Origin of the sequence: Ruegeria arenilitoris (genome assembly GCF_013031355.1) — a bacterium.
GTDB lineage: Bacteria > Pseudomonadota > Alphaproteobacteria > Rhodobacterales > Rhodobacteraceae > Ruegeria > Ruegeria arenilitoris_C.
Genome location: NZ_WPZO01000001.1, coordinates 935,385 through 961,774, shown reverse-complemented (window position 1 = coordinate 961,774; position 26,390 = coordinate 935,385). Strand labels below are relative to the sequence as shown.

General features: G+C 59.5%; 29 protein-coding genes. 21 read left to right on the top strand and 8 right to left on the bottom strand.

Features of this window, described 5'->3' with window-relative positions:
• Positions 1–22: 22 nt before the first annotated feature.
• The 3 genes from der to GOX63_RS04750 all read left to right on the top strand — a co-directional run bounded on the left by der (position 23) and on the right by GOX63_RS04750 (position 3,350).
• Positions 23–1,486: a ribosome biogenesis GTPase Der gene (der, locus tag GOX63_RS04760; protein ID WP_170325336.1), complete on the top strand. Its 1,464-nt coding sequence runs from the start codon at positions 23–25 to the stop codon at positions 1,484–1,486.
• A gap of 164 nt (positions 1,487–1,650) precedes the next feature.
• Complete coding sequence (locus tag GOX63_RS04755) at positions 1,651–2,637, top strand: fatty acid desaturase (protein WP_170325335.1); 987 nt, start codon at positions 1,651–1,653, stop codon at positions 2,635–2,637.
• A gap of 92 nt (positions 2,638–2,729) precedes the next feature.
• The gene (locus GOX63_RS04750; protein WP_170325334.1) at positions 2,730–3,350 is read left to right on the top strand and encodes a helix-hairpin-helix domain-containing protein; all 621 of its coding nucleotides are present in this window, start codon (positions 2,730–2,732) and stop codon (positions 3,348–3,350) included.
• 54 nt (positions 3,351–3,404) lie between these two features.
• Here GOX63_RS04750 and serS read toward each other — a convergent pair whose 3' ends face one another.
• On the bottom strand, positions 3,405–4,697 hold the full coding sequence (serS, locus tag GOX63_RS04745; RefSeq protein ID WP_170325333.1) for a serine--tRNA ligase: 1,293 nt from the start codon (positions 4,695–4,697) through the stop codon (positions 3,405–3,407).
• Positions 4,698–4,769: 72 nt separating this feature from the next.
• Positions 4,770–6,434: a mechanosensitive ion channel family protein gene (locus GOX63_RS04740; protein ID WP_170544912.1), complete on the bottom strand. Its 1,665-nt coding sequence runs from the start codon at positions 6,432–6,434 to the stop codon at positions 4,770–4,772.
• Between the two features lie 201 nt (positions 6,435–6,635).
• Here GOX63_RS04740 and yajC point away from each other — a divergent pair, with 201 nt between their 5' ends.
• The 11 genes from yajC to GOX63_RS04685 all read left to right on the top strand — a co-directional run bounded on the left by yajC (position 6,636) and on the right by GOX63_RS04685 (position 14,087).
• Complete coding sequence (gene yajC, locus GOX63_RS04735) at positions 6,636–6,923, top strand: preprotein translocase subunit YajC (RefSeq protein ID WP_170325331.1); 288 nt, start codon at positions 6,636–6,638, stop codon at positions 6,921–6,923.
• A 33-nt stretch (positions 6,924–6,956) separates the two neighbouring features.
• Complete coding sequence (secD, locus tag GOX63_RS04730) at positions 6,957–8,618, top strand: protein translocase subunit SecD (protein WP_170325330.1); 1,662 nt, start codon at positions 6,957–6,959, stop codon at positions 8,616–8,618.
• Between the two features lies 1 nt (position 8,619).
• Positions 8,620–9,588: a protein translocase subunit SecF gene (gene secF / locus GOX63_RS04725; protein ID WP_170325329.1), complete on the top strand. Its 969-nt coding sequence runs from the start codon at positions 8,620–8,622 to the stop codon at positions 9,586–9,588.
• Positions 9,569–10,327, top strand: a complete 759-nt coding sequence (locus GOX63_RS04720) for a sulfite exporter TauE/SafE family protein (RefSeq protein WP_170325328.1) — start codon at positions 9,569–9,571, stop codon at positions 10,325–10,327. The genes secF and GOX63_RS04720 overlap by 20 nt, the downstream gene beginning before the upstream one ends.
• 9 nt (positions 10,328–10,336) lie before the next feature.
• Complete coding sequence (locus GOX63_RS04715; protein WP_170325327.1) at positions 10,337–10,690, top strand: Mth938-like domain-containing protein; 354 nt, start codon at positions 10,337–10,339, stop codon at positions 10,688–10,690.
• Positions 10,691–10,756: 66 nt separating this feature from the next.
• Positions 10,757–11,371: a heme ABC exporter ATP-binding protein CcmA gene (ccmA, locus tag GOX63_RS04710; RefSeq protein WP_170325326.1), complete on the top strand. Its 615-nt coding sequence runs from the start codon at positions 10,757–10,759 to the stop codon at positions 11,369–11,371.
• Positions 11,368–12,024 (top strand): heme exporter protein CcmB, encoded by a 657-nt coding sequence (ccmB, locus tag GOX63_RS04705; RefSeq protein ID WP_170325325.1) that lies wholly within the window; start codon positions 11,368–11,370, stop codon positions 12,022–12,024. Before ccmA ends, ccmB begins: the two co-directional genes overlap by 4 nt.
• A gap of 61 nt (positions 12,025–12,085) precedes the next feature.
• Positions 12,086–12,859, top strand: coding sequence for a heme ABC transporter permease (locus GOX63_RS04700; protein ID WP_170325324.1), 774 nt, complete (start codon positions 12,086–12,088; stop codon positions 12,857–12,859).
• Complete coding sequence (ccmD, locus tag GOX63_RS04695) at positions 12,856–13,014, top strand: heme exporter protein CcmD (protein ID WP_170325323.1); 159 nt, start codon at positions 12,856–12,858, stop codon at positions 13,012–13,014. Before GOX63_RS04700 ends, ccmD begins: the two co-directional genes overlap by 4 nt.
• Positions 13,007–13,543: a DsbE family thiol:disulfide interchange protein gene (locus GOX63_RS04690; protein ID WP_170325322.1), complete on the top strand. Its 537-nt coding sequence runs from the start codon at positions 13,007–13,009 to the stop codon at positions 13,541–13,543. Before ccmD ends, GOX63_RS04690 begins: the two co-directional genes overlap by 8 nt.
• A gap of 169 nt (positions 13,544–13,712) precedes the next feature.
• Positions 13,713–14,087: a group I truncated hemoglobin gene (locus GOX63_RS04685; RefSeq protein WP_170325321.1), complete on the top strand. Its 375-nt coding sequence runs from the start codon at positions 13,713–13,715 to the stop codon at positions 14,085–14,087.
• 73 nt (positions 14,088–14,160) lie between these two features.
• Here the strand turns inward: GOX63_RS04685 and acnA are convergent, their stop codons facing one another.
• On the bottom strand, positions 14,161–16,851 hold the full coding sequence (acnA, locus tag GOX63_RS04680; protein WP_170325320.1) for an aconitate hydratase AcnA: 2,691 nt from the start codon (positions 16,849–16,851) through the stop codon (positions 14,161–14,163).
• Positions 16,852–17,088: 237 nt separating this feature from the next.
• On the opposite strand from acnA, the gene GOX63_RS04675 reads away from it, so the two are divergent.
• Positions 17,089–17,784 carry a DUF1223 domain-containing protein gene (locus tag GOX63_RS04675; protein WP_170325319.1) on the top strand — a complete coding sequence of 232 codons (696 nt, stop codon included), beginning with the start codon at positions 17,089–17,091 and terminating at the stop codon, positions 17,782–17,784.
• Here the strand turns inward: GOX63_RS04675 and GOX63_RS04670 are convergent, their stop codons facing one another.
• From GOX63_RS04670 to purB, 4 genes are all read right to left on the bottom strand, one after another.
• The gene (locus GOX63_RS04670) at positions 17,785–18,708 is read right to left on the bottom strand and encodes a lysophospholipid acyltransferase family protein (protein ID WP_170325318.1); all 924 of its coding nucleotides are present in this window, start codon (positions 18,706–18,708) and stop codon (positions 17,785–17,787) included.
• Positions 18,709–18,800: 92 nt separating this feature from the next.
• Positions 18,801–19,889, bottom strand: coding sequence for a flagellar motor switch protein FliG (locus tag GOX63_RS04665; RefSeq protein ID WP_170544909.1), 1,089 nt, complete (start codon positions 19,887–19,889; stop codon positions 18,801–18,803).
• 68 nt (positions 19,890–19,957) lie between these two features.
• Complete coding sequence (locus tag GOX63_RS04660; protein ID WP_170544908.1) at positions 19,958–20,503, bottom strand: tetratricopeptide repeat protein; 546 nt, start codon at positions 20,501–20,503, stop codon at positions 19,958–19,960.
• 380 nt (positions 20,504–20,883) lie between these two features.
• Complete coding sequence (gene purB, locus GOX63_RS04655) at positions 20,884–22,188, bottom strand: adenylosuccinate lyase (protein ID WP_170544905.1); 1,305 nt, start codon at positions 22,186–22,188, stop codon at positions 20,884–20,886.
• An 88-nt stretch (positions 22,189–22,276) separates the two neighbouring features.
• Here purB and GOX63_RS04650 point away from each other — a divergent pair, with 88 nt between their 5' ends.
• The 5 genes from GOX63_RS04650 to GOX63_RS04630 all read left to right on the top strand — a co-directional run bounded on the left by GOX63_RS04650 (position 22,277) and on the right by GOX63_RS04630 (position 24,741).
• Positions 22,277–22,609, top strand: coding sequence for a hypothetical protein (locus GOX63_RS04650; protein WP_170544902.1), 333 nt, complete (start codon positions 22,277–22,279; stop codon positions 22,607–22,609).
• Positions 22,606–23,028, top strand: a complete 423-nt coding sequence (locus GOX63_RS04645; protein ID WP_170544899.1) for a DUF6314 family protein — start codon at positions 22,606–22,608, stop codon at positions 23,026–23,028. Before GOX63_RS04650 ends, GOX63_RS04645 begins: the two co-directional genes overlap by 4 nt.
• Positions 23,029–23,104: 76 nt before the next feature.
• On the top strand, positions 23,105–23,692 hold the full coding sequence (locus GOX63_RS04640) for a biotin transporter BioY (RefSeq protein ID WP_170325312.1): 588 nt from the start codon (positions 23,105–23,107) through the stop codon (positions 23,690–23,692).
• A 137-nt stretch (positions 23,693–23,829) separates the two neighbouring features.
• On the top strand, positions 23,830–24,390 hold the full coding sequence (locus GOX63_RS04635; RefSeq protein ID WP_170544896.1) for a hypothetical protein: 561 nt from the start codon (positions 23,830–23,832) through the stop codon (positions 24,388–24,390).
• A gap of 12 nt (positions 24,391–24,402) precedes the next feature.
• Positions 24,403–24,741, top strand: coding sequence for a hypothetical protein (locus tag GOX63_RS04630; RefSeq protein WP_170325310.1), 339 nt, complete (start codon positions 24,403–24,405; stop codon positions 24,739–24,741).
• A 10-nt stretch (positions 24,742–24,751) separates the two neighbouring features.
• On the opposite strand, the gene GOX63_RS04625 is transcribed toward GOX63_RS04630, so the two are convergent.
• The gene (locus GOX63_RS04625) at positions 24,752–25,966 is read right to left on the bottom strand and encodes a bifunctional alpha/beta hydrolase/OsmC family protein (protein ID WP_170325309.1); all 1,215 of its coding nucleotides are present in this window, start codon (positions 25,964–25,966) and stop codon (positions 24,752–24,754) included.
• Positions 25,967–26,201: 235 nt separating this feature from the next.
• On the opposite strand from GOX63_RS04625, the gene GOX63_RS04620 reads away from it, so the two are divergent.
• Positions 26,202–26,390: a hypothetical protein gene (locus GOX63_RS04620; RefSeq protein WP_170325308.1), complete on the top strand. Its 189-nt coding sequence runs from the start codon at positions 26,202–26,204 to the stop codon at positions 26,388–26,390.

The following is a 26,390-nucleotide window of genomic DNA, read 5'->3' as shown; positions in this document are numbered from 1 at the left end:
TGAGTCTTGAAAGTTGAGTATCATGTCGCTGACCCTCGCCATCGTGGGGCGCCCGAATGTGGGCAAATCCACTCTGTTCAACCGCCTTGTGGGCAAACGTCTGGCTTTGGTCGACGATCAGCCCGGCGTGACGCGTGACCTGCGCGAAGGCGAAGGGCGTCTGGGCGATCTGCGTTTTACGGTGATCGATACGGCGGGTCTTGAGGACGCGACCGATGACAGCCTGCAGGGCCGTATGCGTCGCCTGACCGAACGCGCGGTGGACATGGCCGATGTCTGCCTGTTCATGATCGACGCCCGTGTGGGTCTGACCCCGACGGATGAGATGTTCGCCGAGATTCTGCGGAAACGCTCGAAACACGTGATCCTTGCGGCGAACAAAGCCGAGGGTAACGCGGCGGATGCGGGTGTGCTTGAGGCGTATAACCTGGGTCTTGGTGAACCGGTTCGCTTGTCGGGCGAGCATGGCGAGGGGATGACCGACCTTTATGCGCAGTTGATGCCTCTGGCCGATGCAGCGGCTGAGAAGGCCGAGGATAACGCGCCTGAAATCGATGTCGAACTGGATGAGGATGGCGAGGGTGAAACCCCTCTGATCAGCGCAGCCAAGCCTTTGCAGGTGGCCGTCGTTGGGCGTCCGAACGCGGGTAAGTCCACTCTGATCAACAAGATCATCGGTGAAGATCGCCTGCTAACCGGCCCCGAGGCCGGGATCACCCGCGACGCGATCAGCCTGCGGATCGACTGGGCCGACCCGGATGGCGGCAGCACTCCGATGCGTATTTTCGACACGGCGGGGATGCGCAAGAAAGCCAAGGTGCAGGAGAAGCTGGAAAAGCTCTCGGTCTCTGACGGTCTGCGCGCAGTGAAATTCGCCGAGGTTGTGGTGGTTCTGCTGGACGCCGCGATTCCGTTTGAACAGCAGGACCTGCGTATTGCTGACTTGGCAGAACGCGAGGGCCGCGCCGTGGTTGTCGCCGTCAACAAATGGGACATCGAAGAAGACAAGCAGGAAAAGCTGCGCGATCTGAAAGAGTCGTTCGAGCGTCTGCTGCCGCAGCTGCGCGGCGCACCGCTGGTTACCGTGTCCGCCAAGACCGGCCGCGGGCTGGAGCGTCTGCGCGCCGCCATTCTGCGTGCCCATGATGTCTGGAACCGTCGCGTCCCCACCGCGGCGCTGAACCGCTGGCTGACCGCGATGCTGGAACAGCACCCGCCGCCAGCCCCGCAGGGCCGCCGGATCAAACTGCGCTATATGACACAGGCCAAGACCCGTCCCCCCGGGTTCGTGGTGATGTGCTCGCACCCCGACAAGATGCCGGAAAGCTACACGCGCTATTTGGTCAACGGTCTGCGCGAAGATTTCGACATGCCGGGAACGCCGATCCGCCTGACGTTGCGCGGGCAGGGCGACAAGAACCCCTATAAGGGGCGGCGCAAGAAAAACGCGGGCGCGCTGGCCAAACATCTCAAAGGTCGCGCGTAACTGCGCCAATTGTCAGCATTTTTAGTTGAAGGGCGTGACAGCCCGGCCGCCGCAGGCTAGCATTCGCCTGCGCGCATGTGTTTTTGTGCGCGTGGCTTGATTACGAGGAAGACGCAAATAGTTTCGTTATGATATTAAATTGGCCAAGCGTGGGGACAGGCTGAATGAATTTGCGGGAATACACACGACAATATGCGGTGCAGGATAATCGGCTGGCCGCCTTGAGCTATTTTGGAACGTTTGCGGTTTATTTCACATCGCTGGCGCTGGCCATCGTGTATGTCGACCGCTGGTACATCATGATCCCCGCCGGGATCGTCTTCGCCTTTTCCGCCGTGCGCCTGTATGTGCTGCAGCATGATTGCGGCCACCATTCCCTGTTTGAAACGCGTGAACAGAATGAATGGGCCGGGCACGGGTTGTCGCCGTTCACCTTCGCCCCGTTCGAGGTGATGAAGCAGAACCACAATCTGCACCATGCAGGCATCGGCAATCTTGAACACCGTGAAACCGGTGAAATCCACACCATGACCCTGCGCGAGTGGAATGAAGCGGATTGGAAAACCCGTTTGTTCTATCGTCTTTACCGCAACCCGTTCATCCTGGTTCCGGTCGGCGCGCTGTTCACTTATTTCATCCGCTACCGCTGGCCGAAAAACACGGTGCGCTTCGGGGTCAAAGGCGTGGTGCTGCACAACCTGTCCATCGTGGTGTTTCTAGGCCTGCTCTATCTGATCGCCGGTTTGACAGGCATTCTGGTCTGGCTGGTATTCTCTCTGCTGGGAGGGATGCTGGGTGTGTTCCTTGTCTATCTGCAGCACAATTTCGAGGACACCTATTGGGACCGCCGCCCGGACCTTGATCCGCAACTGGCCGCGCTGCAGGGCTCGTCGGCGTTGGATTTCGGCTGGTGGTTCGACAACGCGGTTGCGTGCATTACCTTGCATGACATTCACCATTTCAACGCGCGCATTCCGTCTTACCGGTTGCGGGCGTGCCACTATAACCTGCCGCCCGAATACACGCCCCGTCGGATCAAATTCCCCGAGGCCGTGGCGGCGCTGAACCTGAAACTCTGGGACGAGGATGCCAAACGCCTCGTGCCATTTCCGAAAAAGGACTCAACCGGTACGCTGGCGCACAGCAGTTGACACTTTGGGGCGGCTTTGACCGTGCCTTAGCTTGTTGCTGTGTATATCCAGTGTATATACGATAGGGCGCAGGAAAAAAGAAAGGACTCGCAATGACCGCACTGACCAACGTTAAGGGTGTAGGTGAGGCGCTAGGGCAAGCGCTGACCGCAAATGGTTTCAAGACCGCCGAAGCCATCGCCAAAGCCAGCCCCGCCGACCTGGTCAAAGTTTCCGGTATTGGTGCTGCCCGTGCGCCGTTGTTGATCGCTGCAGCGAAAGAGGCGATTGCGGCCAAACCTGCTGCCGCCAAACCGGCAGCGAAACCTGCGGCCAGAAAACCGGCTGCCGCCAAGCCCGCTACGCGCCGCACCCCGGCCCGTAAACCTGCGACGCGCAGACCCGCGGCCCGGAAAACCGTAGCCGCCGCAGCTGCCGAAAAACGCGCCGAAGACGCTGCACGCAAGGCAGCCGAGGAAAAGGCCGCTGCCGAGGCAGCCGAAGCAAAAGCCCGCAAGAAGGCCAAAGCCAAAGCCAAGGCTGAAAAGGCCGCCAAAAAGCTGCAAGAGATGGAAGCCGTATTCTCGAAGGCCAAGGACAAGGTGAAGGCCAAGGCCAAAAAAGACAAAAAGTCCAAGAAGGACGACAAGAAAAAAGATCAAAAGAAAAAAGACGACAAGAAGAAAGAAAAAAGCAAAGACAAGAAGAAGGATAAGAAAAAGGCGAAGAAGTAAGCCTTCTCCGCCTTTTGGATTGTCGAACCGGTGCCGTGTGTGGCGCCGGTTTTTTTATGCCAGCGTGCCGTCCAGCTGCAGGGTCAGCTTGCCGCCCAGATAGGGGGCCAGAACCTCGGGCAGGGTGACTGTGCCATCGGCGTTCTGGCCGTTTTCCAGAACGGCGATCAGGCAGCGACCAACGGCTAGGCCCGAGCCGTTCAGCGTGTGAACATACTCCGGCTTGCCGCCGCCTTCGGGACGGAAGCGCGCGTTCATGCGGCGGGCCTGAAAGTCACCGCAAGTCGAGACAGAGCTGATCTCGCGATAGGTGTCCTGACCGGGCAGCCATGCCTCTATGTCGTAGGTACGGCGCGCGCCAAAGCCCATGTCTCCGGTGCACAGGATCACGGTGCGATAGGGGATGCCCAGCTTTTCCAGAATCCCCTCGGCGCAGCGCAGCATGCGTTTCTGCTCGTCGTCCGATTTGTCCGGATGGGTGACCGAGACCATCTCGACCTTTTCAAACTGGTGCTGGCGCAGCATGCCACGGGTGTCTTTACCGGCGCTGCCGGCTTCGGACCGGAAGCACAGCGAATGCGCGGTATAGCGGCGGGGCAGGTAACTTTCCTCGATCATCGTGTCGTTGACGATATTGGTCAGCGAGACCTCGGAGGTCGGGATCAGCCACCAGCCCTCGCGGGTTTGATAGCTGTCTTCACCGAATTTCGGCAACTGGCCGGTGCCCTGCATCATCTCGGACAGAACCAGAACCGGGCCGTTCACCTCGGTCAGTTCGTTTTCGTTGATATGCGTGTCCAACATGAATTGCGCCAGCGCGCGGTGGATGCGTGCGACACCGCCGGACAGCAGCACAAAACGCGAGCCGGAAAGTTTGGCGGCGGTCTCAAAGTCCATACCGTTCTGAACGGCTTCGATCTCGAAATGCTCTTTGGGCGCAAAGTCCAGTTCGCGCGGCGTGCCCCAGCGGTTGATCTCGACATTGTCGTTCTCATCTGCGCCTGCGGGGACATCCTCGGCGGGCAGGTTGGCAATGCGGATCAGCTGGTCGGCCAATAGGGCGTCCAGATCCTTAGCTTCGGTCTGCATCCGGGCGACCTCGGCCTTTTTCTCGGCGACCAGTGCGCGCAGACGTTCGAACTCGGCCTCATCGCCACGCCCTTTGGCAGCGCCGACCTCTTTGCTGGCCTTGTTTTGTTCGGCCTGTGCAGTTTCAGCGGCCAGAATCTTGGCGCGGCGGCTTTCGTCCAGCCTCAGCAAATCTGACGACACCGGCGCGTCCCCACGGCGCGCAAGAGCGGCGTCGAAGGCGGCTGGGTTTTCGCGAATGGCGCGGATGTCGTGCATGGTTCAGATCCTTAAATGCGTGAATCACTGAAACCGCTTATGCACCATCTGAAAGGCAGGGTGTAGCACCGGTTACGACATATCCGTGCCCTCGTGCGATTCATGTGCCAGATGGCCATCCCATTCCTCTGCCGGGATTTTTGGCTCGGGCGGATCAGCCATGTAAGAGGGCGTCATGATCTGCACACCATTCTCGTTGAACACGGCCACGATGTTGCGATGCAGGTCCGATCGGATTTTCGGAATGATGCTACCGCGCGTGGTATAGCCGTTGATCTGATAGTTGATCGCGTAATCCGCCAGAGCGGTCCACAAAACAAAGGGTTCCGGCTTGGCCTTGATCCCCTTGGTCCGATGGGCGGCCTCGATCAGCATCGCTTCGACTTTCTCGGGCGGTTCTTCATAGCCGATGCCGACTGTGGTGTGCAGCAGCAGCCCACTGCCATCGGTTTTCTTTGAGAAATTTACCACGTCCGAATTCATCAATTGCGCATTGGGGATCGAGATCAGTTCGTTTTTGATCGATTTCAGATGCGTCTCCATCAGCTTGATCTGAACCACGTCGCCAATATGATCCCCAATCTGAATGCGGTCCCCGATCGAGGTTGAACGGCGATAGATCACGAACAGTCCGGCCAACATGTTCGATACGACCGAGTTCGCCCCCAGCGACAGCATCGCGCCTACCAGAATAGTCAGGCCCTGAAACGCAGCCGAATCCGAGCCTGGTATGTAGGGCACCGCAAAAACCAGCGCGATCAGGATGACAACGACGCGGGCGATGTTGAATGTAGGGCTGACCCAATGTTTCTCGAAATCGCCCATGTCGAATGAGCCGGCCTCGACCGCATCAAAAAACACACGCAACCCTTTGATGATGTAAATCGTCACCCAGGCGATCAGACCCAGCATGATCATATTTGGGATGTAGCTAAGGATACCTCTGAAGATCAGCAGAACCGGCTCGGTCAGATAGGTGAGCAGCAGCTGCGCAAAGTACCGGGTTTCGGCAAAGGCCAGCAAGACGAAGGACAGATAGTAGTAGAAGCCCAGAAAAAAGATCACCAAAAGAACGAAGTTCAGCCCGTACCGGACTAATGCGGCAATTGCTTCGGCCTGGACGCTTTTGGCAGTGGCGGTTTCCACATCCTTCAGGTGGTGCGCGACGAATTTCAGCGTGCGCCGCCGAATTCTTCGGTGCAACCATACGATGGCCACGACAAAGGCAACAAAACCGAACGTCCAGGCGGCGGCTTCGATAGCACCGGATACACGCGCCTGTTCGGTGCGATTGGCGCGATAAGCCTCGATGGCTTGTTTGATCGCAGTGCCGTGCAGCACGCTGAGGACGTCCAACTCCATCTGGTCCAGCTCGGAATCGGCAGTGGTGACGATCGAGATTCTCTCGCCATCAGCCATAATCCATGTACCAAGTTCGGTCTCTTCATAGGTGATCTCGACCGAAGGCGCGTCCGAGGCCTCGGCAATTTCTATGATCTTGTTCTGCACGCCTTCCGCGCGCTCTGGCGCGGGCAGGGCGCTGGACCCCCGGACCTGAAACAAAACGTCCCCATCCACGATGACAGGGGCCATGAAAGCATCCGACTCGTCGACCTCGGACGTGACATTTTCGACGGGCGTTTCCTGTGCCCAAACAGGACCCGAAAACCACAGGCTCAACACCAGTGGGATCAAGAAATAAGGCAATAAAAGGAAGGGCTTGAAATACCGTACCATGTGTCCCCCTTGCCCCGAACTATACCCGGTTTCGGCAATGTTCATAGGGCATATCTGCAACGCTTTGTGTGTTCTTGGTAGGGTCGGGTCGGGTTCAGATGGGTCACAGCGCCGCCTTTGCTTGCAAAGGTGCAACTCAAAGCATAGGTTCTCGCCAAATTTGCGGAGCCCTCCGCATCATCAAAACAAAAGGAATATCCCATGGAAGGTGGCGCAATCGCCCAGTTTCTCCCGCTGATCCTGATCTTCGCGATCATGTATTTCCTGCTGATCCGTCCGCAGCAGAAGAAGATGAAGGAACACCAGGCCATGGTCGAAGCCGTGCGCCGGGGCGATCAGGTGGTCACTCAGGGTGGTCTGATCGGCAAGGTGTCGAAGGTCAAGGAAGGCGAGAACGAGATCGAGGTCGAACTGGCCGAGAACGTCAAGGTCCGTGTGGTCAAGTCGACCATCGCTCAGGTTCTGAACAAGACCGAACCGGCGAAGTAATTTCGCGCGATAATCCCTTGAAAAGGCAGGGTAATGCTGCAAATTGATACCTGGAAGCGGGTTCTGATCTGGTTGGTCTGCGTGACCGGCTTGCTGATGGCCCTGCCGAATGCGTTCTACACGCGCGTCGAGCAATCCAACGATGCCAAGGCCGCGATCGAGCTTGGCATCGACACCCCCGAAATGCAGGCGCAGGCGGCGCAATGGCCGAACTGGCTGCCGTCGTCGCTGGTCAATCTTGGCCTCGACCTGCGCGGCGGGGCGCATCTCTTGGCCGAAGTGAAGGTCGAAGATGTCTACGAATCCCGGATGGAGGCGATGTGGCCCGAGGTCCGCGACGCCCTGCGGGACGAGCGCGCAACCGTCGGCACGATCCGCAAACAGGAATCGGCCCCCGATGAGATTCGCGTGCTCATCAGCCAGCCCGAAGGGATGTCCCGAGCGCTGGAGGTTGTGCGCGGTCTGGCCCGTCAGGTCCAGACGCTGACCGGCGTTGGTGCCACCGATATCGAGGTGCGCGCCGAGGGCAATACCCTTGTCGTGCAATTGTCAGAGGCCGAGAAGCTGGCCTCGGACGACCGCACCGTTCGTCAGGCGCTGGAAATCATCCGCCGCCGGATCGACGAGGTCGGCACACGTGAGCCCACCATTCAGCGCCAGGGCGCCGACCGTATCCTGATCCAGGTGCCGGGCATCGGCAGCGCGGGTGAATTGAAAGAGATCATCGGCACCACGGCGCAGCTGACCTTCAACCCGGTTGTTGGTCGCGGCACCGACCCGGATGCTGTTGCGGGAATCGGGCAAGAAGTGGTTCCGTCGATTGATGAAAGTGGCGTGTACTACATCATCGAATCCGCTCCCGTCGTGACAGGCGAGGAACTGGTGGATGCTCAGCCCTCGTTCGACCAGAATGGTCGCCCGGCGGTCAGCTTCCGGTTCAATACATCCGGCGCGCGCAAGTTCGGCGACTATACCCGCGACAACATCGGCGCTCCTTTCGCCATCGTACTGGATGACGAGGTGATCTCGGCCCCTGTGATTCAGGCACATATTGCCGGCGGATCGGGGATCATCACTGGTAACTTCACTGTCGAGGAAAGCACCAATCTGGCCGTTCTGCTGCGTGCTGGCGCGCTGCCCGCCGGGTTGGAGTTCCTCGAAGAACGCACGATCGGCCCAGAGTTGGGTCAGGACAGCATTGACGCGGGTAAAACCGCGACCATCGTGGCTTTTGTCGCTGTGCTCAGCTTCATGGCGCTCAGCTATGGCCTGTTCGGCGTGTTCGCCAATATCGCGCTGATCATCAACGTGGGTCTGATCTTTGGCCTGCTGTCGCTGATCGGCGCCACGCTGACCCTTCCGGGTATTGCCGGCATCGTCCTGACGGTGGGTATGGCGGTGGACGCCAACGTGCTGATCTTTGAACGTATCCGCGAGGAACTAAAATCCGCCAGAGGCCCGGCGCGTGCCATCGAATTGGGTTATGAAAAGGCGCTGTCGGCCATTGTCGACGCTAACGTGACGACGTTCATCACTGCTGTGATCCTGTTTGCCATGGGCAGCGGCCCGGTGCGCGGTTTCGCAATTACGCTGGGACTTGGTATCCTGACCTCGGCCTTCACCGCGATCTTCGTCACGCGCCTGTTTGTCGTGATGTGGTTCGAACGCCGCCGTCCGAAAACGATCGAGGTTTGACATGAGACTGAAACTCGTACCCCAGAACACCTCGTTCGATTTCTTCAGCCGCTGGAAAGTTTGGCTGGGCATCTCGGCCCTGATGATGGTTGTGGCCTTCACCTCGTTCATGCTGCAGGGGCTGAACTTTGGTATCGACTTCCGCGGCGGGACCACGATCCGGACCCAATCCACGCAAGAGATCGACATCGGTGCCTATCGTGACGCCATCGCGCCGCTGGAGTTGGGCGATGTGACGATCACCGAGATTTTCGATCCCACCTTCGGGGCGGACGAAAATGTCGCCATGATCCGCATTCAGGCGCAGGCCGATGCCGAGGCGGTCTCGGCCGCCACGGTCACCGCGGTGGAAGAGGCGTTGAAGGTTTCCGTGCCGGATATCGAATTCGTCTCGGTCGAATCCGTTGGTCCCAAAGTGTCGGGCGAGTTGATCCAGACCGCCGTGATCGCGGTGATGCTCGCTATCGGGGCGGTGTTGGTCTACATCTGGCTGCGCTTCGAATGGCAGTTCGCGCTGGGGGCTGTCGCCGCGTTGGTGCATGACGTGATCCTGACCATCGGTATCTTCTCGGAGCTACAAATCCGGTTCGATCTCGCCATCATTGCGGCGCTTCTGACCATTGTGGGTTACTCGCTAAACGACACCGTGGTCGTGTTCGACCGGGTGCGTGAGAACCTGCGGAAGTACAAGAAGAAGGACCTCAAAGAAGTTCTGAACATCTCGATCAACGAAACGCTCAGCCGGACGGTGATGACCTCGGTGACAACGCTGCTGGCGCTGATCTCGCTTTATGTGCTGGGCGGCGACGTGATCCGCGGCTTTGTCTTCGCGATGATCTGGGGTGTGATCGTGGGGACCTATTCGTCGGTCTTCGTGGCCTCGACCATCCTGCTGTGGCTGGGGGTCAAGCGCGACTGGTCCAAGCCGTCCAATACGGCGGGCAATCAGTTTGCCAACATCGACGCCTGAGATTTTCGGCCAGTCCCCAACGGGGCTGGCCGTTATCGTTTTTGCGGCCTTTCTTGGCGGCATTGTGCGTGGGTTTTCCGGCTTTGGCACCGCGCTGATCTTTCTGCCGATCTCCACCCCCTTCCTTGGCCCGTTCGGAGCCCTGATCGGTCTGACTATCATGGACATCTTCGGACCGCTGCCGAACCTGCGCAGGGCCTGGCGTGCGGTGGATCGTGGTGATCTGGTCCGACTTGCAGCCGGATGCGCGTTGCTGCTGCCGGTGGGACTATGGGTACTGACGCGGGTTGAGCCCGAAGTGTTCCGTTACGCGGTCAGCTTTTTGGCGCTCTTCATGCTGGCCGTGCTGATTCTCGGGTTGCGGTATCATGGTCGCGTCGGTCGCGCGATGGTCGCCGGTATCGGCGGTGCGGCTGGTTTTCTGGGCGGCGTGGCTGGGTTGCCCGGTCCTGCGGTTATCCTGTTCTACATGTCTCGCCCCTTACCGGTCGAGGTGATCCGGGCCACAATCCTGCTGTTCCTGTTTGTCTTTGATTTCCTCATCCTCGGTTTTCTGACCGGCATGGGGCGGGTCACCTGGCCCGCTGTGGCTTTGGGGTTGGTGTTGTCCGTGCCGAACTTGCTGGGCAACTGGCTGGGGGGCTGGCTGTTCCGGCCCGAATACGAACGGCTTTACCGCGCCGCTGCCTATCTGGCGATCGCGGTTGCGGCCTTGTCGGGGCTGCCGCTTTGGGGCTAGAAGGTGTCCATGCGCCTGAATGAGATCACCTATAACAACGCAGTTCCGGTTGACGGCTACGGCCCCGGCTTTTTCCGCATCGGCGGGCAGGTTTACAATGGGGCCGTTCTAACGGGACCTACTGGAACCTCGGACTGGGGCGGATACACCGACGATGCGCCGCTGCTGGCGTTGTCCGAGGCGGTGGACGTTCTGTTCATCGGCACCGGAGAGGCACTGACGCATATCCCATCCGACTTGCGTACGGCGCTTGAGGATGCGGGGTTAGGGGTGGAGATCATGAACTCCCCTGCGGCGTGCCGCACTTACAATGTGCTGTTGTCCGAAGGCCGCCGTGTTGCGCTGGCGTTATTGCCGGTCTGACCCGCTCGCAGGGCCTGCGGCAAATCTCGCCTTTTGCCTCTGTCAGCAATCAGATAAGCGGAACTCATGACATTGACTGTGACCGATCTGGCCATCGCCCGTGGTGGCGTTCCCGTCCTTGAGGGGCTGAGCTTTGCGCTGCACCCGGGCAAGGCGCTGATCCTGCGCGGGCCGAATGGCATCGGCAAGACGACGCTGTTGCGTACTCTGGCAGGATTGCAGCCGCCCTTGACCGGACAGATTGACGGGGCCGAGGATCAGATCGCTTATGCCTCGCATTCCGATGGGTTGAAGCCGACTTTGTCAGTCGTGGAAAATCTGACCTTCTGGGCCTCGGTTTTCGGCACGAATGGCATTCAGTCCGCACTGGACGCCTTTGCGCTGAATGAGCTATCGGATCGCCACGCGGGCAATCTGTCGGCGGGGCAGAAACGGCGCTTGGGTCTAGCACGGATGCTGGTGACCGGACGGCCGATCTGGATGTTGGACGAACCTACCGTGTCTTTGGACAAAAACGCCGTGCAGATGTTCGCCGATGCTGTGCGGGCGCATCTGGGGCAGGGCGGTTCGGCCCTGATCGCAACCCATATCGACCTTGGCTTGGATGGAGAGGTTCTGGACGTCGGCCCCAACAAGGCGAAACCCAAACCCATCGACGATTTCGACGGAGGCTTCCTGTGATCGCCCTTTTGCTGCGTGACCTGAAATTGGCCTTCCGCGCGGGTGGGGGCTTTGGCCTCGGACTAGCGTTCTTTCTGATCGTAACCGTCTTGGTGCCGTTTTCGGTGGGGCCGCAATCGTCGCTGTTGTCGACCATTGCGCCCGGCATCCTGTGGCTGGGCGCTCTGTTGGCCTGTCTGCTGTCGCTGGACCGCCTGTTGGCGCTGGATTGGGAGGACGGCTCGCTCGACCTGCTGGCCACCGCGCCGTTGCCGCTGGAATCGGTGGTCTCGATCAAGGCGTTGGCACATTGGCTGACCACCGGTCTGCCGCTTGTTCTGGCCGCGCCGTTTCTGGGCGTGTTGTTGAACCTGCCGGTGCCGGGGTTCTTCTGGCTGGTGGTTTCGCTGCTGATCGGCACCCCGGCCATGAGTGTCATCGGCACCTTCGGCGCGGCCCTGACGGTGGGCTTGAAGCGCGGCGGCTTGCTGCTGTCGCTGCTGGTCCTGCCGCTTTACGTGCCGACCCTGATCTTTGGCGCCGAAGTTGCGCGTCGCGGCGCCACAGGGATGGAAACACAAACACCTCTGCTGATGCTGGCGGGGATTACGGCAGCCACCATCGCACTGCTGCCCTTTGCCAGCGCAGCCGTTCTGCGCATCAACCTTCGGTGACGCGTTCAAACTTTGACCAATGTCAATTGAGAACGCACCCGACTCGGACTAGATAAGGCCCATGTCTATCGCAGCCAAAGCCAACGCCCTCTGGGAATACGCCAACCCGCGCAAGTTCCTTGCCACCAGCGAACGGGTGATGCCGTTTTTCTGGCTGACCTCGCTTGCATTTATCGTGGTCGGATTGGTCTGGGGGTTCTTCTTCACGCCGGACGATTACAAGCAGGGTTCGACCGTCAAGATCATATACCTGCATGTGCCGGCGGCGCTGATGGCGATCAATTGCTGGCTGATGATGCTAGCAACCTCGTTGGTCTGGCTGGTGCGGCGGCACCATGTCAGTGCACTGGCTGCCCGTGCAGCGGCCCCCATTGGCATCGTTATGACGCTAATCGCATTGGCGACCGGCGCGATCTGGGGCCAACCGATGTGGGGCACATGGTGGGCCTGGGACCCGCGCCTGACCTCGTTCCTGATCCTGTTCCTGTTCTATCTGGGCTATGTTGCCCTGTGGGAAGCGATCGAAGACCCCGATACAGCGGCCGATCTGACCTCGGTCCTGTGTCTTGTGGGGTCGGTCTTTGCGCTCCTCAGCCGCTATGCGGTGAATTTCTGGAACCAAGGCTTGCATCAGGGCGCATCGGTGATGCGCGCAGCGGCCGTGACCGGAGCGGATACGGAAGAAAAGGTCAGCAACATTTATTTCTATCCGCTGCTGCTGTGCATCATCGGGTTCGTGCTGTTGTTCATCGCACTGGTTCTGTATCGCACCGGCACTGAAATCCGGGCGCGGCGGATCAAGGCGCTGCTGGCGCGGGAAAGGGTAAACGGATGATCCCTGATCTTGGAAAATATGCCGATACGGTCCTGTGGTCCTATGCGGCCTCGATCGGGCTGCTGGTACTGCTGATCGTGTTCAGCATCGCGCGCGGGCGCAAGGTTCGGGCCGAGATGGAAAAAGTCGAACAAAGGATGACGCGCAATGGCTAAGATTTCGCCCCTGATGATTGCGCCTCCGGTGATTTTCGGCCTTTTTGCGGTCGCCGCCTTGGTGCAATTGCAAGATGGCTCGGACGACACGCTGCCGTCGGCCCGTCAGGGCCAGGCCGCGCCGCCGGTCGTTCTGACCGAGTTTCCGGGCAAGACGATGTTCGACGATGCGACCCTGCGCGACGGCGAGGTTAAGCTGGTCAACTACTGGGCCAGTTGGTGCGCCCCCTGCCGGGCCGAACATCCGAACCTTGAGGCGCTGTCCGAAGAAGGCATCCCGGTCTATGGCATCAACTATAAAGACAAGTTGGACAACGCCGAAGCGTTCCTGACCGATCTGGGTGACCCGTACAAGGCTATGGGACGGGATGAGCAGGGACGTATGGCGCTGGACTGGGGCCTATATGGTGTGCCTGAAACCTATGTGATCGATGGCGAAGGCACGATCATCCTGCGGTTTGCCGGGCCAATTACCCAACGCGTGATCGAAAGCACCATCCGACCAGCGCTTGAGAAAGCAGGCCGCTAGGGTTTTCGCCACTTTCCGGTCACTGCCAAAAAATCTGTCGTTTAGGGCTTGTCCCGAGTGTGATCAATTCCGCTTGCCGACCGATGAACAGCCGTTTTGACCAATGTCAACTAACGCCTGGCGCGGTCTGATAGACATTCCAGATCATCATCTGACAAACGGAAACGACATGACTGAACAAGCAAGCCTTTATAGCCGGCTGGGTGGCTATGACGCCATCGCGACATTTGCCGACACTCTGATGCCCAAAATGATGGCGGATGAAGTTTTGGGGCGCTTCTGGGCCAATCGCGGTGCAGACGGGATCGCCCGGGAGCATCAGTTGCTGGTCGACTATCTTGTCGCCAAAACCGGCGGTGCGCTGCACTATACCGGGCGCGACATGAAAATCACGCATGTGGGAATGAAAATCAGCGAGGATGATTGGAACCGCTTTTTGGGGCACGCGGTGGATAGCATGAACGCCTTGTCGATCCCGACCGACATGCAAGGAGAGATCGCGGAATTTGTCGCCAGCCTGAAAGACGATATCGTCGAAGTTTGAACGGTTGCTTCAACCCGATCAAAAAAGGCCACCAGCATAGCTGGTGGCCTTTATTTTGTATTGAATCAGGCAATTAGCCCGCTTTCGTAAGGTTTCTCAGCACGTATTGCAGCACGCCGCCGTTCTCGATGTATTCGATCTCGGGCGCTGTATCGATGCGGCACTTGAGGAGAATGGTTCTCTCGGCACCGTCGGCATAGGTGATGGTGCATGGCACCTCTTGCAGCGGCTCAACCGAGTCCAGCCCGTGGATCGAGACGGTCTCGTCGCCCGTCAGCCCCAGCGTCTTGCGGTTGTCGCCGCCGGTGAATTCGAACGGAATGACACCCATACCAACGAGGTTCGATCGGTGGATACGTTCAAAGCTCTCGGCGATCACGGCCTTGATGCCCAACAGTGCGGTGCCTTTGGCCGCCCAGTCGCGGGACGAGCCCGCGCCGTATTGCTCGCCGCCAAAGACCACCAACGGAGTGCCCTGCGCCTGATAGGCCATCGACGCGTCGTAGATCGAAGTCTGCTCGCCATCCGGCCCCTTGGTATAGCCACCTTCGACACCATCCAGCATCTCGTTCTTGATACGGATATTGGCGAATGTGCCGCGCATCATGACCTCATGGTTGCCCCGGCGCGAGCCGTACGAGTTGAACTCACGCGGCTGAACTTGTCGGTCCATCAGGTACTTGCCCGCAGGCGTGGTGGTCGCGAAGGACCCGGCGGGCGAGATGTGGTCGGTAGTGACCATATCGCCCAGAATGGCCAGAACCTTGGCCCCCTCGATGTTCGAGATCGTGCCTGGCTCAGGCCCCATGCCCTGGAAATAGGGTGGGTTCTGAATATAGGTCGATGTGGGCGGCCAGTCATAGGTTTCCTGTTGCGGAACCTCGACATCGCGCCATTTCTCGTCGCCTTTGAAGACATCGGCATATTTCGACTGGAACGCATCGCGGGTCACCGTCTGCTCGACCAGTTCCGCAATTTCGCTTTGGGTTGGCCAGATGTCCTTCATGAAGACGTCGTTGCCATCCTTGTCCTGCCCGATCGGTTCCGAGGTCAGGTCGATGTCCATGGTGCCCGCCAGCGCGTAGACGACCACCAGCGGCGGTGAGGCCAGATAGTTGGCGCGCACGTCCGGGGAAATGCGGCCTTCGAAGTTGCGGTTGCCGGACAGGACCGAGGTAGCGACAAGATCGCCTTCTGCAATGGCTTCGCTGATCTCCTTCTGAAGCGGGCCCGAGTTACCGATGCAGGTGGTGCAGCCATAGCCCACAAGGTTGAAGCCGATGGCATCCAGATGCTGTTGCAGACCGGCAGCCTCAAGGTATTCCGACACAACCTGCGATCCGGGCGCCAGCGAGGTCTTGACCCAGGGCTGGCGGTTCAGGCCCAGCTCATGGGCCTTTTTCGCCACCAGACCAGCGCCGATCATCACATATGGGTTCGAGGTGTTGGTGCAGGAAGTGATCGAAGCGATCACGACCTTGCCCGACTCCATTGCGTAGTTTTCACCTTTGACCAAGACTTCTTTGCCCATCGGGCGCTTGAAGGTCTTCTCCATCTCGTTCAGGAAAGCCGCCTTGGCATCGGTCAGTGCCACATAGTCCTGCGGGCGTTTCGGGCCCGAGATGGCGGGGACGATGGTGCCCATGTCCAGCGACAGGGTGTCGGTGTAAATGGGCGCATAATTCTCATCCCGCCAGAATCCGTTTTCCTTAGCATAGGCTTCGACCAGCGCCAGACGGTCCTCGTCACGCCCGGTGTTGCGCATGTAGCGCAGGGTTTCGCCGTCGATTGGGAAGAAACCACAGGTCGCGCCGTATTCCGGGGCCATATTGGCGATGGTCGCGCGGTCGGCCAGCGGAAGGCGGTCCAGACCTTCGCCGTAGAATTCAACAAATTTCCCAACCACGCCCTTTTCGCGCAGCATCTCGACCACCTTCAGTACGAGGTCGGTTCCGGTGGTGCCTTCGACCATCGCGCCGGTCAGTTCAAAGCCGACAACCTCGGGGATCAGCATAGAGATCGGCTGACCCAGCATCGCGGCCTCGGCCTCGATCCCGCCGACGCCCCAACCCAGAACGGCCATACCGTTGACCATTGTGGTGTGGCTGTCGGTGCCAACCAGCGTGTCAGGATAGGCGACTTCTTCGCCGTTCTGATCGGTGTCGGTCCAGACGGTCTGGGCCAGGTATTCCAGGTTCACCTGGTGACAGATACCGGTGCCGGGGGGCACAACGCGGAAATTGTTGAACGCGCTCTGACCCCATTTCAGGAACTGGTAGCGCTCCATGTTGCGTTCATATTCGCGATCCACGTTCATCTGGAAGGCGCGCGGGTTGCCGAATTCGTCAATCATGACCGAGTGGTCGATGACCAGATCCACCGGGTTCAGCGGGTTGATCTTTTGCGCGTCACCACCCAGCCCCTTGATCCCGTCCCGCATCGCGGCAAGATCGACCACAGCGGGAACGCCGGTAAAGTCCTGCATCAGTACGCGGGCAGGGCGATAGGCGATCTCACGTGGGTTTTTGCCGCCATTGGCACCCCATTCGCCAAACGCCTTGATATCATCGACCGAGACGGAAAAGCCGTCATCCTCAAATCGCAGCATGTTTTCCAGCACGACTTTCAACGCGGCAGGGAGTTTCGAAAAATCGCCTAGACCGGCCTCTTGCGCGGCGGGGATCGAATAATAGGAAATGGATTTGCCGTTTACGTTCAGGCTGCGGCGCGTCTTGGCGGTATCCTGTCCGACTTTAATGGGCATGAGTTGGCTCCCTCTCAAATGACTTGGGTAACGGGGTTCGCTGATAGCAATCTTTATCACGTTTCGCCGGGGTTCAAGGACCAAGACGTGCAAAGTTGGTCCGGTTCTGCCGAGTCACGCATCGTTGGGGCAGGGTGGTTTCAAGAAACCTTGATTGGAGGGTGAGGTCCAAAGGGTTTAAACCATTCAGGTATCTTATCGGTCGCAAACAGAAAAGTTATCACCCCGAGGTCAAACATGCTCAGATCCGCCATCATTGCCACTGTGCTTGGTCTTGCCGTGCCCGCAGCGGCTGAAAACGATCCTGTGGTGGTCGAGCTGTTTACGTCGCAGGGCTGTTCCTCCTGCCCACCGGCCGACCGTCTGATGCATGATCTGGCCAAACGCGATGATGTGATCGGTCTGGCCCTGCACGTGGATTATTGGGACTACATCGGGTGGGAGGACGAATATGCCGATCCCGATCACACCTTGCGCCAGCGTGCGTACGCGCGTCAGGGCGGGCGGACGATGATCTACACGCCACAGATGGTGATAAACGGTCAGCATGATGTGGTCGGTGCGCAATCGCGCGAATTGGAGCGCCTGATCAACGCGCATCTGACAGCCACGCCCGAGGCCGAAGTCGTGGCCAAGCGGTCGGGCAATGAGGTGACGGTTGATGTCGCCCCTGTCGAGTTGCCCGAAGGCGAGGCCTATGACGTCAGGGTGGTACAGTATTCACCGATGCGCCATGCCTCGATCCGTCGGGGTGAGCTGGCGGGGCACGAGTTGGATTACGCCAACGTTGTGGACTCCTGGCAGGTGGCCGGGCAGTGGGACGGGGTCGCGCCGCAACAGTTTTCGGCTGAATTGACGTCGGACTTGCCAGCCGTTGTTCTGGTGCAGAGGGCCGGGCACGGCCCGATCGTTGCCGCTGCCCGGGTCAAGTGATCAGGGCATGTCCTCGGGCTGCACGCCAAGCCCGTTCCAGGCCTTCCAGCGCCGGTGAATCCAGAACCACTGCCCCATATGCTGCCTGACCACGGCCTCAAGATCGTCATTGGTGAACTGGGTCATGGTCTTGGGGTCGGTATGCGGAACCGGATCGTGCAGTACGATCTCAAAATCGATGCCGTTGGGCTGTCGAATGGCGTAGCAGGGGATCAGCTCGGCCTTGTATTTCATCGCCAGCTCAGCGTTCAGAATCGACGTGACCGCCGGTTTGCCGAAGAACGTCAGCTCTTCCCCGCCATGAGCGTGAAGGTCCGAGACGATGGCGATGATGCCGCCCTTTTTGAGTGAGCGCACCATCTCGACCATGCCGCGACGACCCTGTTCAAACATGGGCGCACCGGTTTTGTAGAACGCTTCCACGTAAGCGTCGTTGAAATACGGGTTTGCCATGCGACGGTACAGGCACCCGATGGGCTGACCGCTGCGGGCCTGAAGGGCAATCCGGGCAGCAAGGTAGTGGCCGAAATGCGCCGTGATCATCATCACCGGGCGACCTTCGGCCACGGCTGCGTCAAAGGCCGCGATGCCGGGGCCGGAAATCTTGGCGGTTCTTTGGCGTTCGGTGAACCCTTCGGGCGAGAAATGTTCCATGATTGCGCGGCCTGCATTGTCAGGGACGGCACGGCAGATGCGCTGCATCTCAGCTTCAGATAACTCCGGGCAAGTCAGTTCCAAATTTCGGCGCACGCGCTTGGTAATGCCAATAACGGGGGCGAGGCTGCGTAGGATGGCCCCCATTGTAGCGATACGACGCTCATAAGGTAGTAAGCGCATCGCGCCGATGACACCTTTTAGAAGCAGGCCGGTGATATAGTATTTCCGTAGCGCCCCGCGGCTTAGTTCCGACTTTTCGGCTGGCATAATCTGGTCTCACCGGCTGTTGCGAATTGCCGCGCCAGACATACAAGGCGTGATCTCTGACCACAAGCGTTCCGATGGCTTGGACCGTTCGCCTAGTCCTCACTTGCCTCCTCGATGAGTGTGATCGTCCCTTCGTCCACCAAGGCACGGATGGCGCCGATGATCTGCGTCATCGCCACTTCGGCCTCGGATTGCTTGACCTTGCCGCGTTCCGACATCTCTTCGCGCAGGTTGTCTGCCATACGCGTGGACATGTTGGATAGCATGAATTCCGCCGCAGTTTTGTCGTCCTCCGCTGCCGCACCCGCCAGCGCTGTGACCAGATCGGCCTGTTCCACGCCACGCAGAATTGCGGGAACGTCGCGGGGCAAAACCCGTGCCGGTATATGGGCAAAGGTAAAGATCGAGCGGCGCACAACGCTGGCGAAATCCGAATCCTCTTCGTCCAGCGCGGTCAGCAACCCGTCGCGTGTGGATGCCGCTGACTGGTTCAGGATCGCACCAACCCGCGCGCCGGGGCCATCGGCAAAGGCCTGAGACGGGCGCTGATCCAATTGCGCCGCCAGCGACCAGCCGATCCGCTCGACTGCTTCGGGCGTGACATTGGCGGTTTTCGAGATCGCATAGGTGATCCGCCGTGCAACAGGGCCGGGCAGGTGGCCCAGCAACTGCGCTGCTTTTGCAGTCTCCAGCTTTGACAGCATCACGGCGGCAATTTCAGTGCTTTCGGCCTGCGCCATCGCGGCAAGATCCTCGGTCGGGATTTCACGCAGGCGCTGCCAGGGATCACCGATCTGGCGCACTCCGGCCACCTTGCGGAGCCGCGCCGCCGTGGCCGAACCGATCTTGCCATCCACTGCGTCCAAAGCCCCCGCCAGACCATGCGGGAAGGACAGGCCAACACTGTCCAGCGCCTCGGCAAATTCCTGCGCCACGGCATCCAGCGTGATGCGATCGACAAGACCCATCTGACCCAGTTGATGGGTCAGTTTTTCCTGCAGATCATCGGGAAGTTCTTCCAGCGGGATATCGGCGCCTTCGTTCAGCAAAAGCCGGACGACAATGGCGGCCTTCTGCCGGTTGCTGAGGGTGCGGGGAACGACGCGGGGAGCGTCGTCCTTCTGATCGGCCACCGGAGCCGCCCCCGGTGCCACCTGTACCAAAGTGTTCGTGTCCTGCATCTGCCTGCGGTGCCAAAGTTCTGTTCCACAGGCAGATTACGGAGAGTCGGGTAAAGAAAGACTGAAGCTTAATAGTTATAAGTCAGCCCGGTGCGGATCGCTTCGCGCAGGGACGCTTCGGCCCAGGTGCCTTCGCCGCCACGCGCCTTGATCTCGCGCCATTGTTCGATGGCCAGATCGGTTTTACCTTCGGTCACAAATCCCTGACCCATATAGCTGCGGGCAAGGATGTTGTCCGGGTTGGCCTCGATAGCGTTGGTGTAGAAGACATTCGCTAGCTCAAGCTCGCCCATTTTGCGGTAGGTAAAGCCCCAATAGGTCAGCACACGATCATCGTCCTGATCCATAATGCTCAGGATGTTCTGCGCATTCTCGAATTGGCCGTCATAGGCCAGCTCGCGCACGGCGTCGTAGAGTTCATCCTGGGTAAAGTTGGTCTTGTTCGGCTTGACGCAACGCCCGGCGTCCTTGTCATAGACTCGGCCGAACAGGCATTTTTTAGTCGTGTTGGTGGGTTTCGGTGGGGTGGTGGCACCGCCACCGCCGGCCGCATATAGGGCCGGAGCGAAGGCAAAGGCCTGAAGGGCAATAGCTGAAACTAATACGAGGCGCATTTTCCTACTCCGTTCTTTGGGCTGCTCTGATCAAGCATAGCGCGATCTGATAAAAAGCTAACAATCGGCTGCTCGCTTTTATTCACAGGTAGGAAAGAACTTTTTCAGCTACTGGCGTTTTTCGCGCAAGTTTGGCTTTCAGCATCCCAATATGTACCCGGTGCGCAAGACTGGGTTTGCTTGGAATGACCACTGCAGGCCAGAGCGACGGATGCGGAACACGCAAGGGCCAATGCGCAGATAAGAGTGCGGATCATGCTGTTTCTCCCGTTCGGAAATACAGGCGCACAATAGCCGATTTTGCCCATTTTGGCAAAAGAACAGGACCCGGATCGCGTTGTGCGACCCGGGCCCTCTTGAACCGTTTGATCGGCCTGGATTTATTCGCCGAAGACGCGGGCGAAGATCGTGTCGACGTGCTTGGTGTGATAGCCGAGGTCGAATTTCTCTTCGATCTCTTCGGGGCTCAGCGCGGCGGTGACGTCGGCGTCCGCCAGCAGTTCCTCTTTGAAATCGGTGCGGTGTTCCCAGACCTTCAACGCGTTGCGCTGAACCATTGCATAGGCATCTTCGCGGCTGACTCCGGCTTGGGTCAGCGCCAGCAGAACACGCTGGCTCATTACAAGGCCGGGGAACTTGTTCATGTTCTCGAGCATATTCTCGGGGAAGATCAGCATCTTGTCGATCACGCCGGTCAGACGGGCCAGTGCGAAATCCAAGGTGATCGTGGCGTCCGGGCCGATCATGCGTTCGACCGAGGAGTGCGAAATATCACGCTCGTGCCACAACGCCACGTTCTCCATCGCTGGGATCACGGCCGCGCGCACCATCCGCGCCAGACCGGTCAGGTTCTCGGTCAGGACCGGGTTTTTCTTGTGCGGCATAGCCGACGAGCCTTTTTGACCCATCGAGAAGAATTCGGCCCCTTCCAGCACCTCGGTCCGCTGCATGTGGCGGATTTCGATCGCGATGTTCTCGATGCTGCTGGCGATGACGCCCAGTGTTGCAAAGAACGCCGCGTGGCGGTCGCGTGGGATCACCTGCGTGCTGATCGGCTCGGGCACCAGACCCAGCTGATCGCAGACATGTTCCTCGACGCGCGGGTCGATATTGGCGAAGGTGCCAACTGCGCCGCTGATCGCGCCGGTGGCGATTTCTGCACGGGCGTCGCGCATACGGGACAGGTTGCGATCCATCTCGGCGTAGAAACGGGCAAAGGTCAGGCCCATGGTGGTCGGCTCGGCGTGGATGCCGTGGCTGCGACCGATGCGGATTGTGTTCTTGTGTTCAATCGCGCGGCGCTTGAGGGCGGCCAGCAGACCTTCGAGGTCGGCGATCAGCAGGTCGGCGGCGCGGGTCAATTGCACGTTCAAACATGTGTCCAGCACGTCCGAAGAGGTCATGCCCTGATGGACGAAACGCGCCTCTTCGCTGCCGACATGTTCGGCCAGGTGGGTCAGGAAAGCGATGACGTCGTGCTTGGTGACGGCCTCGATCTCGTCAATGCGGGCGACGTCGAATTCCACGTCCTTGGCTTTCCACACGGCCTCGGCGTTCTCACGCGGGATCACGCCCAAGTCGGCCATGGCGTCACAGGCATGGGCTTCAATCTCATACCAGATGCGAAACTTGGTCTCGGGCGACCAGATGGCGACCATATCGGGGCGGGAATAACGTGGAATCATTGGCGGCGAGACCTTTTTGTGGTTGGGATAAGGCGTTCGCGCGCGGTTTAAACCCGCAGCCCCGAGGGAACAAGGCACGAGTGCAGGTATGAGACGGTTTGCCCTGATTTTGGCCCTTTGGCCCGGCTTTTTGGCCGCAGAAGAGTTCCGGACGCTGACCGGAGACGAGATTTTGGAGGCTCTGGCTGGCCAAAAGCTCGATTACGGAGAGGGTGTCTGGCAGACCTTCGATGAAACGATGCTGACCCAGTATTTTTCGGGAAGACCCAGTGCGGGGCGCTGGGCCGTGCGTGAAGACCGGTATTGCTCGCTCTGGCCCCCTTCGGATCTGTGGGCCTGTTACGACGTGCAACAAAGCGGTGAAGTGATCCGGTTCGTGGATGACGCGGGCGGAACCACTGACGGAACCTTCGCGGAATGACTTTGCCGCTCAGCCTGTCCGATTTCGAGGGCAAGTGGAGCCTGACCCGCACCATTCACGACACGCGGGCAGGGCAGGTCGTGCAGGCCGAGGGGCAGGCGGTACTGCGCCCGGACAAACAGGGCCTGATCTATGATGAGGACGTGACCTTGCAGATACCGGGGCAGGCCGCGATGAAAGGCACGCGGCGGTATCTATGGCAGGAGTCCGGCGACCGAGTTGCGATCCTTTTCGATGACGAGCGGTATTTTCACGTATTGAAGCTTGGGCAAGCGCAGTCTAGGGATCATCATGATTGTCCGCCAGACAGCTATGATGCGGTCTATGATTTCTCGGGTTGGCCCGTTTGGTCCGTAAGCTGGACCGTCTCGGGGCCGCGAAAATCTTATGAGATGAAGACCGAGTACCGCCCTCGATAGCGCAATCATCTTGAAGTATCGATGTGAAATAGGCTTTGATGGGCCCGAATTTCCATCCGGATGTGGAGAAACGAAAATGAATACAAGTGTTCTGGCCGAAGCAATCGGCCCGCGCGAGGGCACAGCGCTGCGCGTGAAACAGGTTGTACTGGTGGCTCTGGGTATATTGGCGCTGGCGATTGCCGCGAAGGTCAAGGTGCCGATGTGGCCGGTTCCGATCACCATGGGCACCTTTGCCGTGCTGACCATCGGCACTGCATACGGCGCGCGCCTGGGACTGATCACCATGCTGGGCTATCTGCTGGTCGGTGCGCTGGGCTTTGACGTGTTTGCGGGGTCCTCGGCCGATAAATTCGGGCTGACCTATATGATGGGCGGCACCGGCGGTTATCTGGTCGGCTACCTGCTGGCCACTGTGTTGCTGGGCGCACTCGCTGCGCGCGGATGGGATCGCTCGGTTGGTAAACTGGCGCTGGCGTTGGTTCTGGCGAACGTCCTGATCTATGTGCCCGGCCTGCTGTGGCTGGGTCAGCTTTACGGCTGGGACAAGCCGATCCTGGAATGGGGCCTGACACCGTTCCTGATGGGCGATGCGATCAAACTGGCGCTCGCCGCTCTGCTGATCCCGGGCCTTTGGAAACTGGTCGGCGACGCCCGTACCTGATCTCAGCTACACGAAAACACACCCGCGTCCTGAGTAATCTGGGCGCGGGTTTTTTGAGGGCGTTACAAACAGACGCTGGACAAAACAGCTGGGTCTCGTTCAATCTGATGGCAAGGAAATCATCAGGTTATTGAGATATGCGTATTTTTTCTAGCACGGCTTTGGCCGTTTGTGCCGCGTTTTGGCTGGGGGCTGTGGCACCCGCCTCGGCGGATACTCCGATCACGTATACCGATGCAGGGCGCGCGTTGTTCAGCTTTGCTGCGCCCGATTTCTGGATCGTGCGTACCGGCGGCCCGCGCGAGATTGAGGACACCGAACTGGGTGACCCGCGCGCGGTTGCGCGTGTCATGGGCGTGCGGCCCGTGACCGATGACAATGTCTGGATGGGATTTGTCTCTCCGACGGGGGTCGCCTCGATCGAGGGTGGTTTGCGGTATCTTGAGGATATCGACAAGTTTCTGGTCAAGGACCCGACGGTTACCAGTACATCCGACAGCCGGATCGGGGGTTTGCCGGCACGTGTAATCCGCGGCACCGGCACACGAGACGGGCGCGGCATCAACTTTACTGCCACCATTATCGACCTGCCAAAGGACCGCGTGGCCGTTGTTGTGGCGATCCTGCGTGACGGGGCCGATCCGGCCTATGTCGACCTTCTGAATGATGTTTTCGCGTCGTTCCGGGCCGTACAGTAAGGAGAGGCGCTGATGACCATCAAATCGATCAAACGTCTGTTTCTGGCGCTGGGCCTTGGAGCTGCGAGTTTCTCTTTATCCGCCTGCGATGGTGTGACGGTCGGGGTCGGATATGGGTATGACCCGTTCTATGACTCGATGCTGTGGAACGACTATTACCACGACGTAAACGTGGATGTTGATATCGACCGACCGGTGCGGCCCAACCCGCCCGCGGGCAGGCCACCAGTTCGGCCGACACCGCCGATCGCCAAGCCACCAGCCCGCCCGACACCGCCTGTGGCGCGCCCGCCGGTTGCGCGTCCGCCCGTGGCCCGGCCGCCCATCCATCGTCCGTCGCCGCGCCGATAATCTGACGTGGTCAGCTCAGCAGTTCTGTTGTGATCTGGGCTGACCCTTCCAGCGTGCGGTGAACAGGGCATTTGTCTGCGATTTCCAGCAGCCGCGCGCGCTGTTCCTGATCCAGCGGGCCTTCCAGACGGATCTTGCGGCGGAACTGGTCGATCTTGCCGTCTCCGGCCAGTCCGGCATCCTGCCCGTGTACCTTGTTATGGCAGACATCGACAGTGATGCCCGTCAGAGGCCACCGCTTGCGTCGCGCATACATGCGGATCGTCATCGACGTACAGGCCCCCAGACCCGAGGAAACGAAGCCGTAGGGCGACATGCCCCTGTCGGTACCGCCATACGAGGCAGGCTCATCCGCCACGGCGTGATGCCGGGGGCCGGACTGGATGTCCTGTAGGAATCCCGAGGGATCGACCTCGGTCACGCGCACAACGCCCTCAGGTGCGCCGGGGGGCGGTGCGGGCGGGCTGAGCGGAATGTATCGCGTCACCCATGCCGCAATCACGTCGGCTGCGTATTCAGCGTCCGAGGCGCGGGTGATCAGATGATCAGCGTCGTCGAGTGTAACAAAGCTCTTGGGGTGTTTGGCGGCCAGAAAGATGGTGCTGGCATTGTCGATGCTGACGGTTTCATCGCGCGGTGCGTGCAGGATCAGCAGCGCCGCTTTCAGGTCGGCAATCGCCGGGGTCAGCGCGGATTCCGAAATGTCATCGACAAAGGCCTTGCCGATGCGGAAAGGGCGGCCCCCCAGCATGACCTTGGCCGATCCGTCCTGTTCGATCTGGGGCAGGGCGCCTTCGAAATGGTGTGCGACATGACCGGGATCGGCGGGCGCGCCCAGCGTGACCACAGCCTTGGCGCTGGGAATACCGGCCCGGGCCCGCAGGACGGCTGCCCCGCCAAGAGAATGGCCGATCAACAGGGCCGGGGCCATGTTGCGGCCCGCCAGATAATGCGCAGCGGAAATCAAGTCCTCGACATTCGAGGTGAAGGTGGTGTTGGCGAACTCCCCACCCGAATGGCCAAGCCCGGTGAAATCAAAGCGCAAAACCGCGATGCCCATCGCAGCCAGACGGGCGGCGATGCGGCGAGCGGCGGGAATGTCCTTGGAGCAGGTAAAACAATGCGCAAACAACGCGGTCGCCAGCACCGGTCCGTCCGGCAGATCAAGGCGTGCAGCCAACTGGTTGCCGTCGTGACCGGCAAAGGTAATGCGTTCGGTGGGCATGGCAATTCCTTACGTGTCGGGATGGACCCAATACTGTGTGCTTCCGACTGGTGCCTCAACCCCAATGTAAGACGCGTCACGGGAAGGTGAGAAAAGTGAGCGCTTTCGGGTCAGGAAAGAGGGTTTCTCCTGTGTTCAAAAATTGTGATGCAATAGATGATAAATATTCGTTTTATTAATCTTAGGAATACCCCCATCTTGCAGCTATCACTGATAGCAAGCCAAGGAGGCTTACATGTCCCATACCGCATCCGCCCCGCGTGGCGTTGTTTTCCGCCCCGACATTCTGATCGTCATCGCCCTGACCGGAGTGTTGGGATTCACGCTGGGTCAAACCTGGCCAGCGGCTTCGACCACAGCCGAAGTCACCATCCCGTCCGAGGACTGGCACGGCAACGTTCGGCGTTCAACCTGGCCGGATTGA

Excerpts from the sequence above, each read along its gene's own strand:
- der (WP_170325336.1), top strand. The coding sequence starts at position 23 with ATGTCGCTGACCCTCGCCATCGTGGGGCGCCCGAATGTGGGCAAATCC.
- GOX63_RS04755 (WP_170325335.1), top strand. The coding sequence starts at position 1,651 with ATGAATTTGCGGGAATACACACGACAATATGCGGTGCAGGATAATCGG.
- GOX63_RS04750 (WP_170325334.1), top strand. The coding sequence starts at position 2,730 with ATGACCGCACTGACCAACGTTAAGGGTGTAGGTGAGGCGCTAGGGCAA.
- serS (WP_170325333.1), bottom strand. The coding sequence starts at position 4,697 with ATGCACGACATCCGCGCCATTCGCGAAAACCCAGCCGCCTTCGACGCC.
- GOX63_RS04740 (WP_170544912.1), bottom strand. The coding sequence starts at position 6,434 with ATGGTACGGTATTTCAAGCCCTTCCTTTTATTGCCTTATTTCTTGATC.
- yajC (WP_170325331.1), top strand. The coding sequence starts at position 6,636 with ATGGAAGGTGGCGCAATCGCCCAGTTTCTCCCGCTGATCCTGATCTTC.
- secD (WP_170325330.1), top strand. The coding sequence starts at position 6,957 with ATGCTGCAAATTGATACCTGGAAGCGGGTTCTGATCTGGTTGGTCTGC.
- secF (WP_170325329.1), top strand. The coding sequence starts at position 8,620 with ATGAGACTGAAACTCGTACCCCAGAACACCTCGTTCGATTTCTTCAGC.
- GOX63_RS04715 (WP_170325327.1), top strand. The coding sequence starts at position 10,337 with ATGCGCCTGAATGAGATCACCTATAACAACGCAGTTCCGGTTGACGGC.
- ccmA (WP_170325326.1), top strand. The coding sequence starts at position 10,757 with ATGACATTGACTGTGACCGATCTGGCCATCGCCCGTGGTGGCGTTCCC.
- GOX63_RS04700 (WP_170325324.1), top strand. The coding sequence starts at position 12,086 with ATGTCTATCGCAGCCAAAGCCAACGCCCTCTGGGAATACGCCAACCCG.
- ccmD (WP_170325323.1), top strand. The coding sequence starts at position 12,856 with ATGATCCCTGATCTTGGAAAATATGCCGATACGGTCCTGTGGTCCTAT.
- GOX63_RS04690 (WP_170325322.1), top strand. The coding sequence starts at position 13,007 with ATGGCTAAGATTTCGCCCCTGATGATTGCGCCTCCGGTGATTTTCGGC.
- GOX63_RS04685 (WP_170325321.1), top strand. The coding sequence starts at position 13,713 with ATGACTGAACAAGCAAGCCTTTATAGCCGGCTGGGTGGCTATGACGCC.
- acnA (WP_170325320.1), bottom strand. The coding sequence starts at position 16,851 with ATGCCCATTAAAGTCGGACAGGATACCGCCAAGACGCGCCGCAGCCTG.
- GOX63_RS04675 (WP_170325319.1), top strand. The coding sequence starts at position 17,089 with ATGCTCAGATCCGCCATCATTGCCACTGTGCTTGGTCTTGCCGTGCCC.
- GOX63_RS04670 (WP_170325318.1), bottom strand. The coding sequence starts at position 18,708 with ATGCCAGCCGAAAAGTCGGAACTAAGCCGCGGGGCGCTACGGAAATAC.
- GOX63_RS04665 (WP_170544909.1), bottom strand. The coding sequence starts at position 19,889 with ATGCAGGACACGAACACTTTGGTACAGGTGGCACCGGGGGCGGCTCCG.
- GOX63_RS04660 (WP_170544908.1), bottom strand. The coding sequence starts at position 20,503 with ATGCGCCTCGTATTAGTTTCAGCTATTGCCCTTCAGGCCTTTGCCTTC.
- purB (WP_170544905.1), bottom strand. The coding sequence starts at position 22,188 with ATGATTCCACGTTATTCCCGCCCCGATATGGTCGCCATCTGGTCGCCC.
- GOX63_RS04650 (WP_170544902.1), top strand. The coding sequence starts at position 22,277 with ATGAGACGGTTTGCCCTGATTTTGGCCCTTTGGCCCGGCTTTTTGGCC.
- GOX63_RS04645 (WP_170544899.1), top strand. The coding sequence starts at position 22,606 with ATGACTTTGCCGCTCAGCCTGTCCGATTTCGAGGGCAAGTGGAGCCTG.
- GOX63_RS04640 (WP_170325312.1), top strand. The coding sequence starts at position 23,105 with ATGAATACAAGTGTTCTGGCCGAAGCAATCGGCCCGCGCGAGGGCACA.
- GOX63_RS04635 (WP_170544896.1), top strand. The coding sequence starts at position 23,830 with ATGCGTATTTTTTCTAGCACGGCTTTGGCCGTTTGTGCCGCGTTTTGG.
- GOX63_RS04630 (WP_170325310.1), top strand. The coding sequence starts at position 24,403 with ATGACCATCAAATCGATCAAACGTCTGTTTCTGGCGCTGGGCCTTGGA.
- GOX63_RS04625 (WP_170325309.1), bottom strand. The coding sequence starts at position 25,966 with ATGCCCACCGAACGCATTACCTTTGCCGGTCACGACGGCAACCAGTTG.
- GOX63_RS04620 (WP_170325308.1), top strand. The coding sequence starts at position 26,202 with ATGTCCCATACCGCATCCGCCCCGCGTGGCGTTGTTTTCCGCCCCGAC.